This window comes from Roseburia hominis, from assembly GCA_040702975.1.
GTDB lineage: Bacteria > Bacillota > Clostridia > Lachnospirales > Lachnospiraceae > Allocoprococcus > Allocoprococcus hominis_A.
The window spans coordinates 3,463,633-3,476,760 of record CP159990.1; the positions used below are offsets into that span (position 1 = coordinate 3,463,633).

8 protein-coding genes are annotated in these 13,128 nt (G+C 45.7%); all 8 read right to left on the bottom strand.

The genetic code is table 11. The features are described 5' to 3' along the window. Nucleotides 1-3 precede the first annotated feature (3 nt). The 8 genes from asrB to thrC all read right to left on the bottom strand — a co-directional run bounded on the left by asrB (nucleotide 4) and on the right by thrC (nucleotide 13,000). On the bottom strand, nucleotides 4-795 hold the full coding sequence (gene asrB, locus ABXS75_15995) for an anaerobic sulfite reductase subunit AsrB (GenBank protein ID XCP84539.1): 792 nt from the start codon (nucleotides 793-795) through the stop codon (nucleotides 4-6). After that, nucleotides 795-1,808, bottom strand: a complete 1,014-nt coding sequence (asrA, locus tag ABXS75_16000; protein XCP84540.1) for an anaerobic sulfite reductase subunit AsrA — start codon at nucleotides 1,806-1,808, stop codon at nucleotides 795-797. Before asrA ends, asrB begins: the two co-directional genes overlap by 1 nt. A 156-nt stretch (nucleotides 1,809-1,964) precedes the next feature. Beyond that, entirely contained in the window at nucleotides 1,965-2,729 is a 765-nt protein-coding gene (locus ABXS75_16005) for a Crp/Fnr family transcriptional regulator (GenBank protein XCP84541.1), read from the bottom strand. Nucleotides 2,730-2,771: 42 nt separating this feature from the next. After that, nucleotides 2,772-3,527 (bottom strand): prepilin peptidase, encoded by a 756-nt coding sequence (locus tag ABXS75_16010; protein XCP84542.1) that lies wholly within the window; start codon nucleotides 3,525-3,527, stop codon nucleotides 2,772-2,774. Between the two features lie 377 nt (nucleotides 3,528-3,904). Continuing rightward, nucleotides 3,905-8,371: an MBG domain-containing protein gene (locus tag ABXS75_16015; protein ID XCP84543.1), complete on the bottom strand. Its 4,467-nt coding sequence runs from the start codon at nucleotides 8,369-8,371 to the stop codon at nucleotides 3,905-3,907. Nucleotides 8,372-9,040: 669 nt separating this feature from the next. Beyond that, complete coding sequence (gene pckA / locus ABXS75_16020) at nucleotides 9,041-10,645, bottom strand: phosphoenolpyruvate carboxykinase (ATP) (GenBank protein ID XCP84544.1); 1,605 nt, start codon at nucleotides 10,643-10,645, stop codon at nucleotides 9,041-9,043. Between the two features lie 402 nt (nucleotides 10,646-11,047). Beyond that, nucleotides 11,048-11,395, bottom strand: a complete 348-nt coding sequence (locus ABXS75_16025; protein XCP84545.1) for a hypothetical protein — start codon at nucleotides 11,393-11,395, stop codon at nucleotides 11,048-11,050. A 114-nt stretch (nucleotides 11,396-11,509) separates the two neighbouring features. Next, on the bottom strand, nucleotides 11,510-13,000 hold the full coding sequence (thrC, locus tag ABXS75_16030) for a threonine synthase (GenBank protein XCP84546.1): 1,491 nt from the start codon (nucleotides 12,998-13,000) through the stop codon (nucleotides 11,510-11,512). Nucleotides 13,001-13,128: the final 128 nt, after the last annotated feature.

The following is a 13,128-nucleotide window of genomic DNA, read 5'->3' on the forward strand; positions in this document are numbered from 1 at the left end:
CTCCTAGTCAAGCAACTCTTTGCCGTCTACATAGTTGAATACCGGACCGTCCAGGCAGATATAAGTAGATCCGATCTTGCAGTGTCCACATTTCCCCAGTCCGCAGCACATCTTCCGCTCGTGGGAGATCCAGATATTTTTCTCCGGTACGCCCAACTTTAAGATCTCCATCACCGTAAATTTGATCATAATCGGAGGTCCTACACAGATGAACGCCGTATTTTGGATATCGTTAAATTTCAGATCCGGAATGTATTTGGTCACCATTCCCACAGGGCCCTCGTAGCCTTCCGGCGCCGCATCTACCGTCTGGATTACAGAAATGTGTTCCTTCCAGAAGGCAAAATCCTCCCGGAACAATACGTCTTTCGGCGACTTGAAGCCCGCAATCAAGGTCGTGCTCACCGCCTCGTCGGTATGCCGTGCGAAATAATCCACCACGCCTTTTACGGGCGAAAGGCCGGTTCCACCGGCGATCACTACCAGCTCCTTGCCCTTATAATTCTCAATCTCAAATCCATTTCCGTAGGGTCCGCGGATAAAGAACTGGTCGCCTACATAGTTTTCAAAAATCTCATTCGTCACCTTTCCGACTCTCCGGATCGTGAAATCCACGGTTCCCTCGCTGATGCCGCTCACCGAGATCGGAGCCTCGCCGTATTTAGGTATGGATACTTCAAAAAACTGTCCCGGTTTCACGTCTCCTTCAAATTCCATGAGGAAGGTGTATTCCAGATCCGTATGCCTAATGACTTCCCGGATAGTTGATAACTGAGGAATATATTCGTTTTTCATTACTCGTTTTCCTCCTTTGCCAGACGATTGATACAGTTGGAGTAGGATATGTATTCCGGACAAACATCGTCGCAGCGTCCGCAGCCCACGCACATCGGATAGCCGAAACGTTTCTCATAATCATAGATCTTGTGCATCACTTTGAACCGCATACGCTCTCCCTGGGTCTTTCTGAAGCTTAGGCCGCCTGCCATATCGGTATAACCGTCCACCTGACAGGAAGCCCACACGCGCCGTCTCTCGCCCGCCTTCGGATTGTCTTTATAGAAAATATCCTGCATGGTAAAACAGGTACAGGTAGGACAGACAAAATTGCAGCGCCCACAGCCGATACAACGATCTCCGTACTCTTTCCAGATATCCTTTCCAAAACTCTCGTTGGAGAGCTGTTTCGGAAGGGTCACTTTTTCCTGGTTCTCCGTCACATAATCCGGCGTTACATCACAGACCACCGCTTCCTCGCCGTCTGCTGCCTCCCTTAACATCTGTTCCATGCATTCGCATTTCACATCAAGTAAAACGGTATCACTCTCCACCTTCAGGTAGGCGTCATAATTCTCAGCCCGGTTGGTTCCCATGCTCACACAGAACCCGGACTTGCAAGTCTCCTTGCAGCCCATTAGAATGAATTTCGCCTTCTCGCGCACCCGCGCATAGTAGAAATCCTCAAATCCATTTTTCAGATAAATCTCGTCTAAGCGCTTCACTGCATGAAGATCGCAGGCGCGAAGGAAGATCAGAATATCCTTCTTAGGTCCCTTCGGAACGGTCGTCGTATCCTCCGTAAAATAAAACAAGGTCTCATTGATCGCAAGCAGCGCTTCCTTGAAAGAATAGTCCGATTTTTTGTCCCAAACGATCTCGTCCAGCGAGTGCACCTTTCCATACCGGATAATGTCCGTATCGGAGAAGCAGCCTTCCCCTTCCATCAGCTTTGGAGCAAAGATGTCACATGTGACCGACAGCTTCTGAAACATCTGTTCCGCTTTCGTTTTTGTTAACTGATAGCCCATAACGTCTCCTTTCTTGTACGAAATTTTTATTGATAATATTTTATCAAAAACGAAAAAAAGATTCCGTGATAATCCTCACAGAATCTAAAATTTCCTTATATTGTTGCCTTGTTTTTCCGTCTTGTGTCTACCATTTTTTACTGCTCTTCAGGACCCTTATGCCTTCTTCGCGATCTCCCCTGTTTTGTAGAAATGCGACATTGCCTCCGGATTCGTAATCGTGATTCGCTTCTTGCAAATCCTCATAAGCCCATACTCCGTCAGCGTATTGCAGATCCGCGACGTCGTCTCTCTCGGCGCCCCCAGCATATCCGCCAGAAACGTAATCGACATGTTTATATCGATTTCAATCCCTTCCGGCGTCTCCACCCCAAAATCTCTGGACAATTTCCAGAGCTTGGCTGCCAGCTTTCTCTCCAGATAGATGCTCCCCATCGTGTTCTTAAGCTGATGCCCCAGCCTCCAGATCTTCCGCTCCTGCGCCGCCAGAACTGCTTTCGTCAGACTGAAATCTTCCTCCATGCACTGCATGAACTCCGCCATCGGAATCACCAGAATCCGGCTTTTCTCAATCGTCTCACAGAACTGTGCCGCCGCATGAAAATTGGACACATGCTCATTCAGAAGTGCACCCCGCCCGAAAATGAAGATGATCTTCCGTTTTCCGTTATGCGTCAGATTATAGATCATCGACTTTCCGCTAAGCTGAATATAGACCTGGCCGACCAGCCGTTTTGCGTGCATGATCACCTGTCCCTTGGGGAACTCTTTTACCGCCCCTGCCAGGGAGAGCCGCTTTACTGTCTCCGGATTCACATTCTCAAAAATGCTAAGGCCACATAACTTCTGCCAGCCGTCTATCGCTTCTTTCTGCTTCAGCGATTTGTCCATTCTCCGTCCTTGATATGGGTATTTTGACATTGTCTCACTTCCTTTCACAACTATGACATTTTAAATTGCACGTTAAAGCCCAAATATTCCAAAATACCACTTAAGTATCCACTCGCCCCACAAAAAAGCAACCAGGATTCCAAGGCAAATAAACGCTCCGAATGAAATCTGCGTCTTCCTGCCTCCCTTCCTTATCACAAGAAGGATTCCGCAGTAAATTCCGGCAAGTGCCAGAGCCAGAACAATCGCGAGCAGACTATACTTCCAGCCAAGAAAGACCCCACAGGCCGCCATCAATTTGATATCGCCGCCTCCAAAGGTCCCCGGCACTGCACAGGTAAACGCCAGCATCGGAACGCTGACACATACAATTCCGATTCCCCGATCAAGAATCGGAATCTCCGGGAAGAACAGAATTGAAAGCGCTCCAACCACCTCTGCTATCACTACCAGCCCGTTCGGTATCTCCTTCGTTTCCATGTCCACGAAAGCCACTACCGTAAGCACCGCAAAGAATACGAACGCTGCCAGTGCCCGCAGACTCCAGCCAAACACAAAAACGCAAAGGAATCCGATAGCGCCTCCCAGAAGTTCTATCAAAATGGATTTCCTGGAAATCTTTGCCTTACAGTACCGACATTTTCCCCTGTGAATCAGAAAACTAAGCACGGGTATCATATCTGTTATCGACAATTTCTGTCCACAGACCGGACACCGCATACGCTTCGTAAAATCTATATGAAAAACTAAACGATAAATAATTCTACTAAGAAATGAGAATATACAAATTCCCAAAATCACCGCTGTCAAAAGCTCTATTTGTCTCATCTAACTCGCCTGCCATATTAAAAAATACTCGCTCGATATTTTTATTATATCACAAGGACATAAGTTCTCTCTACTAAAATCAAAAAATTTACATTTCAAGAAATCACCTCCTGGCAGTCAAGATGTCAGGCATACTTGGCGACCGAGATGAAAGTCCACCGGGCGTTCACTCAGATATGCTTAGCGACCGAGATGAAGATCCATTGGATCTTCACTTAGGTATGCTTTGCAACATAAAAAGACAGCAATACGATTCTTTCATCCGTATTACTGTCTTTTCTATCCTATTGCCGCTTATATCAGCCAGGTAAAGACCATTTCAGATCTTTACCTGAATATACCTGACAATCAAAATGTCGTTCAAAATCAGCAGGCAATTAGTACCTTCTTCTTCTCCGTGCAAATCCATATACTACAATTGCACCAAGACTCAATACCAACAGTATCAGGTATCTGCCCGTAAGAGCATTATCTCCGGTCTGCGGATTTTTGGAAGTATTATCCTTCTTATCAGGAGTGGTCGTCTCAGGTTTCTGGTCTGTTGTTTCCGCTTTGGTCCAGCCAACAGAAATCGGTGACAGGCCATTTACCTTGAAGCTGATACCATCTGCCGTCTTTGTAACAGCCGGGTATTCCACCTCTCCTGCCTGATGTCCATTCATATCCATAGCAAACATATGTGCTACCACGAAATCATGTGTTTTCTCGCCTGTTCCCTCCGGATATGGAAGTGTAACTGTCAGTCCGCCCTCCGGGAAATTATCTACATCGGCCTTTTTCCAACCGGTACCATTGATATTTACCAGCAGAGTCACATCATAAACCTGGATATTATCAGATGAAATCTTTGCATCCTTCTTCTGGATATCCAATCTCATCTGCTTATCAATCTTAGCCGGTGTATTCAGACTCTCGATTGCCTTCAAAGCATCCGGTACAATGGAAATGCCGCCTTCAACCTCAACCTTGTACTTCACGTCTTTATTGGATTCCGGAAGCTCCGGAAGGTCTGTTACTACTGCATGGATCTTACCATTGATCACCGGAAGTTCTCCCGGAAGATTGTAGTTCTCTGCCTTCGCTCCCTGCAATGTTACCGGACTTACGGAATCTGCCCATGCCAGACTCACCTTCTGTGTTCCGGCTTTTACGGATTCATAGGTACCAACCAGCTTTTCTGCCGGGCAAGTATAAACTGCTTCCGCTTTATCTGCTTCCAAAATACCCATAACCTTCAGTTCACCATAAAGGGTTGCTTTCGCATCTTCGATGGCTCCCTCTTTATCTACCGCATATAATCCAGTCACATCCCATGCCAGATTCTTCTTATTGATCACTACCTCGCAGGTTGCATTTGCCGCCATATAATCTGCAGTCTCAGCAGCCTCAGCTGTGATCACAGTCGTTCCTGCCTTGAGGATTGTAATCTTTCCTGTCTGATCTACAGTTGCCACGGAAGGATCGCTGCTTACATAAGTCACCTTGCTTCCTTTTGCCACATCTAATGCTTTTACCGTAAAGCTCTCATCGCCATACGTCTTGCTGACCACATCGGATTCAAAATGAAGGTTCTGCGCCAGCTTGTCAGACATCGTAATTGTAAGAGTAAGCTCGAACGGCTTATAGTTCTTGCTCTCCATTACCTTCACGATAATGACTGCCTTATGTCCTACCTTACCTTTTTCAGCCACCAGCTTATACGCCACAACGGAACCATCGACAGACGGTTCACCGTCCAGAATCTGGTTCTCATCTGTCACATCTGTAAGCTCCAGTTTATAGCCTTCCGGAAGCAGTGACGCCAGATTAAAGTTTGCTTCATTTCCATATCTTGCCGTCGTCTCAGCAGCCTTTTCTCCGCTATATTCAGCTTTTGCAATAGTAAAGGTTGCAGATGCCTCTCCGTCCCAGGTATAATTGCTGCCATCTTTTGCAGTGACTACAACTTTTCCTGTACCAGCGTTCACGTTATCACTAACTACTGCTGTATAATCAGAAGCCTCCAGTTCAACATCTCCGTCTTTTACGATGAATGCCGGAGTGATCTCTTTTCCCGTATAAGTATAGGTGCCTGTAATTTCCACTACCGGCTTAATCTTCTTTGGCGTAATCTCACAGGGAACCGCTATCTGATCGGCTTCCAGAACGTAGTTCTCTGCTCCATTGCCTTCAAGCGCCAGCTCCACCTCTACGGTCTTCTGTCCGCCCACATTCGGGTTTGTGTAAGCATCCGGATTGGCTGTTACAGACACATCGGCATCTTCTGAAAGAATACCATTTACGGAAATCTTACCGGTACTCTTTCCTGCTTTGGTTGTACCGTCATATTCTTTGCTGACTTTGTAGCTTCCAGCCGCAACGGTCACCGTTTTCTTAGCTACATCTACAAAGCCGGAACAAACCTCTACATCTTTATAAGTCTTTCCTGCCAAAGTGCCGTTATACAGTACCTTGAATTCCAGGTTCTTTCTGGCATTCGGTTTTCCACTTACACTCAATGTGAAATGACTTGCATCGCTGTCGCTTTCCTCTCCTGCCTTCGCAGTAATGGCATTAATCTTTACGATATCCTTCCATGCATCACCATAAACCGGATTCTCCTTAATGCTTACTGCATTTTCCAAAGTTGCTGTCTCTGTACCGACAACAAATTCTACATCCTTCACAGCAAGCTGAATCTCACCTGTTTTAGCTTCAGCCACATAGTTGGAATCACTGCTCTTGAATGAGTAGGAAACCATCACCTCTGTATCCTTATCGAGCTTAGACAAAATCTCCTTCATCTCTTCGTAAGTTTTTGACTCGCTGTTGTAAGTATAGGTAAGCGTTCCTTTTACCTTCTCGCCGTTTACCCCGGTAAATACCGGCTCAATAAATTTTCCAATTCCCTGCAATACATTCTGTTTTGCCTGAACTGTAACTGTATAGTCGGCCGGAGTAATCGTTAGTACATCGGCGCTGAATGTAATCGCATAGTTCGGATTGTTTTCATTAGTCAATGTACCCTGTCCAATTGCATAACCGCCGGCTTTCACGTCTTCACCCTTCTCGCGTGAAAGCTCACCGTTTAATTTCTCTCCTTCAGCCAATGAAATGCTGGATACAATCTCATAAGTCAGAGCCGGATCCTTTTCTCCATAGGTCTTACTCTTATGATCTACCTGTACAGTAACCGGACGCTTGCTGATCGTAATCGGGCCGCTTTCTGTAGTGGCTGCCTCTCTGTTCTCATTTCCTTTTACAGAAGCTACTAACACATAAGTACCTGCATCCTTCGGTGCACCGGAAAGTACCTCGTCTTTCGCACTATCCTTATGCCATGTGTAAGTTACTTCATCGAAATCTACACCCGTTACCTTAAGCGTATCGGCTGTCGGATTTGAAAGAGCCTTTCCATCATAGACTTTATCCTGCTTGTATCCATTAAAGGTAAGTTTTGGAGAAACCTTCTTGATTGTGAGTTCCAGTTCATTTGTGCTATAGGCGCCTCTGTATTCGTCTGTATCTCCTACGTGAGCCTTTACCATGTAGGTTCCGGCATTTACCGGAAGTCCCTTGACATAGTCGCCGGAAGAACCTTTCACTTTATAATAGTATGTAATGTTCACTCCGGTAATCTCATTTCCGCCGACTGTTACGGTCGGAGCCAATACCTTCGCGCTGCTTCCTGTATAGGTTACGCTCTGAGTGGTCTGCGGGAACTTTACAACTGCTGTAGGTTTCGGTACATAGGATGATTCTGCAAGTGTCAGGACTGTCTTTTCAAAAGAGTCAAAGGTATCTTGGTCGTAGACATACTCTATACCTTCATTCCCATACGCTAGTATATATCCATACTCTACACTTCCAGCTATCGGTGCTTTCAGGAATAAAATATCTGTATATTCCTGACCATATTCTGAAAGTGGATCACAGTTTGTGACATCAACCAGGTAATTTTTTCCCTCTAACGTCACAATATTCCACATATGCGCTCCGCCATCCATTTCTCCGGTAACTGTATAACAACGAGTATCCGGATTCTCGAAATCTGACAGATCACACAAGTACTGGAATGCCTTAGAATATCCTTCACAGACTACATCCGTTGCAGGGTCTCCATCAAACACCCAAATCAACTGCCACGGATCGCCATAAGCTGTAGTCGGATCTTCCACCGCATCAAAATTATATTCTACCAAACCGCATATCTCATCTTTGTAGGCCTTTAGCTTTTCATAATCCGGCAAATCCGCATATTGTTTCACAATGCTCTTCGCCTTACTAATGGCTGCTTTCGCGCTGATTACTTTTGAAGAATCTACATATACCGCCATATCGACGTCTCCATCTTCAGATATGTAATGCTTCTTTCCAGAATCTTCGTATCCTTTTGCAACAGCCATATAAAGCGAACCAGCTTCTATGCTAAAAGAAGTGCCATCGCTCTTCAAATCATTAATTCCATATAACCATCCTATTGTCTTATCAAACCAGTACACTTCATATGGACAGTCCATCAGAGTATACGACATCACAGAATTAATGGATTCCGCATATTTCGCCCAGATCCGATTTACAATTTCATTCTCTGTAGAATCAGCTTGAATACCTAATTCTTTGAAGGTCCATTTAAACCAAATTCCTGACATATCAAACTGCGTATTGCTTCTTGTGCCATTTGCAATCTTCTCAACTTCCGCTCTCAACTTATTGTACAGTGAAAGTTCCGGCCCTTTCAGCCTGTCTTTACCATAATCGGCAAAAAGACTGAATCCACCATTCTGCTCCGCATAGAGAAGGTTCGTCACATACGCATCAAACAATTCGTCATTGTCCGGAAGATCATTCTCCGGAGTCTGCATACGAAGTTCACCTAACTCATTCTCGATCGCAGCTAATTTTGCCTGAAGGTCTTCATCAGCCTCTTTTGTCTCATCGGCCTTCGGCTTCTCGGCATCAGCAGTTTTCGTCTCTTCCTGCTTTTCAGAAAATTTCTCCTGTTCCGGTTCTTTTTTATCATCTGAAGCTTCATCTTCAGTTATACCGATCAGGTCATCTTCTGTCTGCGGAGCTGTCTTGTCCTCTTCCTGGGTGATCTCAGGATCTTTTTCTGATGCTGAAACTCTCAGTGTCGCGCTGCTAAGGCCTGCCGATCATCGCCGCCGTCAACGCAATCACGAGACCTCTTTTCAGCACGTCTCTCCACTTACCCATTACGCTTTCTCTCCTTAACACATATTTTTAACTTGCACCAGCACAGACTGATACAATTATTTATATCATAGCACAATATTCAGAAAAAATCACTAGAAAAAAACAATTATTACCACTAAATTTACAATAATTTTTCAATGATTTTGAAATCAAACTTTTGAAAGCAGTCTCAGCACTCCTGGCAACCGAAACAAGGTCCACTGGACCTTATTTCAGGTATGCATGGCAACAAAAAAGCCGCTGTATCCATAACTTATCATTCATGAATACAGCAGCTCCTCTTATACGTCACCAGCCATAACGGCCATCTGTTTTAATTATAACTGCGGACCAGCCGGTACTAATGCTTTACCAGCGTCATTGCCCTCATACTTAGCAAAGTTCTTGATAAATCTTCCAGCCAGGTCTTTTGCCTTAGCTTCCCACTCAGCAGCATCTGCATACGTATCGCGAGGATCAAGAATCTTCGGATCTACGCCCGGAAGCTCGGTCGGAACTTCAAGGTTGAAGTACGGAATCTTTTTGGTAGGTGCGTTCAGGATATCTCCGTTCAGGATCGCATCGATGATACCACGGGTGTCACGGATAGAGATACGTTTTCCGGTTCCGTTCCAGCCGGTATTTACCAGGTATGCCTTAGCGCCGCTCATCTCCATCTTCTTCACAAGCTCCTCGGCATATTTGGTCGGGTGAAGCTCAAGGAATGCCTGTCCGAAGCAAGCGGAGAATGTCGGTGTCGGCTCTGTGATACCACGCTCTGTACCTGCAAGCTTAGCGGTAAATCCTGACAGGAAATAATACTGTGTCTGCTCCGGAGTCAGAACGGATACCGGCGGAAGTACGCCGAACGCGTCTGCTGACAGGAAGATGACTTCCTTAGCTGCCGGTGCGGAAGATACCGGACGTACAATATTCTCAATATGATCAATCGGGTAAGATACACGGGTATTCTCTGTTACGCTCTTGTCAGCGAAATCAATCTTGCCTTCTGCATCAAGTGTAACATTCTCAAGAAGAGCGTTACGTTTGATCGCATTGTAGATATCCGGCTCAGACTCTTTGTCAAGGTTGATAACCTTCGCATAGCAGCCACCCTCAAAGTTAAATACGCCGTTGTCGTCCCAACCGTGCTCATCATCACCAATCAGAAGACGTTTCGGGTCTGTGGACAGAGTGGTCTTACCTGTTCCGGAAAGTCCGAAGAAGATGGCGGTATTCTCGCCGTTCATATCTGTGTTCGCAGAGCAGTGCATAGCAGCGATGCCTTTGAGCGGCAGATAGTAGTTCATCATAGAGAACATACCCTTCTTCATCTCTCCGCCGTACCATGTGTTGATGATGACCTGCTCGCGGCTTGTGATATTGAACACTACTGCTGTCTCAGAGTTAAGGCCCAGTTCTTTATAGTTCTCTACTTTTGCCTTAGAAGCATTGTAAACAACGAACTCCGGCTCGAAATCTGCAAGTTCTTCCTCTGTCGGCTGGATAAACATGTTCTTAATAAAATGAGCCTGCCATGCAACTTCCATGATGAAACGGATCGGCATACGGGTGTCCTTGTTAGCGCCGCAGAACGCATCTACTACGAAAAGTCTCTTATCAGAGAGTTCTTTTATTGCGATGTCCTTAACAGCTTCCCAGGTCTCTTCTGAAGCCGGGTGGTTGTCGTTCTTGTACTCATCAGAAGTCCACCAAACAGTGTCCTTGGAATTCTCGTCCATAACGATGAATTTGTCTTTCGGCGAACGACCTGTGTAAATACCGGTCATTACGTTCACTGCACCAAGCTCACTTACCTGACCTTTTTCAAAACCTTCCAGGTCGCCCTTGGTCTCTTCTTCAAATAACATCTCGTAAGAAGGATTGTATACGATCTCTGTGGTTCCGGTAATGCCGTACTTGCTTAAATTAATCTCTGCCATCTTGCATCTTACCTCTTTTCTTAAATAATAAATACCATAGGGTTGCTAATGTATCGAATCACCCCATACCCCTCCGATAACGGGTGATTGTATAATATGATAACCGCCTGCCAGGGCAGGGCTTACGATATCTTTCGGGGAAGCATCAAAAGTACTCCCAATAACATATTATACATACTAGCCCTGGAAAATCAATAAAAATATTCTAAATTGGAGATTTTTTGTTAAATTATTCACCAAGTATTGCCCGAATCCCCGGCATTTTCATTCATAAATACTAGTATTTCTTCTTTCCGTCAAAAGCATACCTGTTTTTTGCTATTTTCTTCACAATCAAAGCGAACGGTCAAAATCCGTTGCACCATCATGCCCGCATACCTTATTTCAGGTATATTTGGCAACTTAAAAATAAGTCTTATTCAACCGGGAAATCGATACCGCAAACCAGATCAGCACCGCCAAAAATATCACGATCGCCGCCCAAAACAGACCGACCGGAATCTTCATATAGCTGCAGCACAAATCTACGGCCCCATAAAAAACTGCTGCCAATCCGAGAGCCAGCATTTTCGGTGACACCGCCTGAATATACGCCGCCTTATTCTTACACTTTTTCGGATTTTCAGACTTAGGCAGCAAAATCGTCGTATTGATTTCTCCTGTCCGTCTCATCTGGAACCATGCATATAAAACATACATTCCGCACGCAAGTCCAATTATTCCAAAAAATCCGCCCATACTGTCATTCATATTCTATCTCCTCACGCTACTATCTATCCTGAAACTACAAATCTCCTGATCCCGGCAGGCTTCCGTGGCTTACTCCCACAGGCGCCTGCATCAGGTACATTCTGTTTTTATTTTCTACTTTACTCCAAGAATCTCTTTCACGGACGCCTCCATCTTGTCCACATCACACTCACGATCATGGAGAATCTTCGCATTTCTGATCTCCTCAATCGCATTCGGAATTTCCATGCCGGACACCTCATGCAGCTTATCGATCAGATCAAATTCTTCCAGCTTGTCGTATCCGGCGTCAATCGCGGTCATCACGCTGCGCGCGAATTTGTACGGGCTTGCGGTAGATGCGATCACCGTCTTGTGCTCGTCCCCCTGTGCCTTCCGATACGACTGATATACGGTAGACGCCACCGCCGTATGGGTATCCATCACATACCCTGTCGCAACATAAACGTCATGAATCGTCTGCTTTACCTGCTCTTCCGTCGCATAGCCTGCTTCAAAATCTGCCAGCTTTTCTCTCATCTCTTCACTGATCGCATACTCGCCCTGAGACTTAAGAGCCGCCATAAGCTCCGCATTTTTTTCAGAATCCTCCCCCGCGATCCGGTAGATCAGTCTTTCCAGATTGCTGGAAATCAGAATGTCCATAGACGGCGAAGTTGTCAAAATAAACTCTCTGTTCCTATCATAGGTTCCGGTCTGGAAGAAATCGTAAAGCACCTTATTCTCGTTGGAAGCACAGATCAATTTTGCGATCGGAAGCCCCATATTTTTTGCGTAATAAGCCGCAAGGATATTGCCAAAGTTACCGGTCGGCACAACTACATTGATCTCCTCTCCCTCGGCGATCTCGCCATTTTGCAGCAGCTTCGCGTAAGCATACACATAATACACGACCTGCGGAACCAGACGTCCGATATTGATGGAATTCGCGGAAGAGAACTGGAAACCGGCTGCGTCCAGCTCCTTTGCCAGCTCCTTATTCTCAAACATTGCTTTTACGCCGCTTTGCGCATTGTCAAAATTTCCGTGAATCGCCACGACCGATGTGTTCGCACCTTTCTGCGTCACCATTTGCAGCTTCTGCACCTCGCTGACCCCGCCCTTCGGGTAGAACACGATGATCCGGGTCCCTTCCACATCTGCAAAGCCTGCAAGCGCTGCTTTTCCGGTATCTCCTGAGGTCGCCGTCAGAATCACGATTTCATTTTTCACCTGATTCTTCTTTGCGGAAGTGGTGAGAAGGTGCGGCAAAATGGAGAGGGCCATATCCTTGAACGCGATCGTTGCCCCATGGTAGAGTTCCAGATAATACGCCTCGTTCACCTTTGCAAGAGGCGCGATTTCCTCCGTGTCGAACTTGCTGTCATAAGCCTTCGCGATACAGTTCTTTAATTCCTCCTCCGTAAAATCCGTGAGGAATTCCTTCATCACCGTATAGGCAGTCTCCTGGTAACTCATATCCTTTAACTCATTAAGAGAAACAGGCAGCTTCGGAATGCTGACCGGAACAAATAATCCTCCGTCGTCCGCAAGTCCTTTCAGAATTGCCTGAGATGCTGTCACTGTCATGTCAGAATTTCTTGTACTTTTGTAAAGTAGATTCATAACCTTCACCCTTCTATTTGTAGTCTCTTCTTTCATTTCTGATAATCATAGCACAACTCTTTCGATTGCGCAATTTAATTCTGCCGGGAAAGTCCTATTCTTCCGCAAAACATTACGGTTTATTCCGC

What these genes read in the sequence shown, in the direction of transcription:
- ABXS75_16025 (XCP84545.1), bottom strand. Translation starts at nt 11,395, where the DNA reads ATGAATGACAGTATGGGCGGATTTTTTGGAATAATTGGACTTGCGTGC.
- ABXS75_16005 (XCP84541.1), bottom strand. Translation starts at nt 2,729, where the DNA reads ATGTCAAAATACCCATATCAAGGACGGAGAATGGACAAATCGCTGAAG.
- thrC (XCP84546.1), bottom strand. Translation starts at nt 13,000, where the DNA reads ATGAATCTACTTTACAAAAGTACAAGAAATTCTGACATGACAGTGACA.
- asrB (XCP84539.1), bottom strand. Translation starts at nt 795, where the DNA reads ATGAAAAACGAATATATTCCTCAGTTATCAACTATCCGGGAAGTCATT.
- ABXS75_16015 (XCP84543.1), bottom strand. Translation starts at nt 8,371, where the DNA reads ATGCAGACTCCGGAGAATGATCTTCCGGACAATGACGAATTGTTTGAT.
- asrA (XCP84540.1), bottom strand. Translation starts at nt 1,808, where the DNA reads ATGGGCTATCAGTTAACAAAAACGAAAGCGGAACAGATGTTTCAGAAG.
- ABXS75_16010 (XCP84542.1), bottom strand. Translation starts at nt 3,527, where the DNA reads ATGAGACAAATAGAGCTTTTGACAGCGGTGATTTTGGGAATTTGTATA.
- pckA (XCP84544.1), bottom strand. Translation starts at nt 10,645, where the DNA reads ATGGCAGAGATTAATTTAAGCAAGTACGGCATTACCGGAACCACAGAG.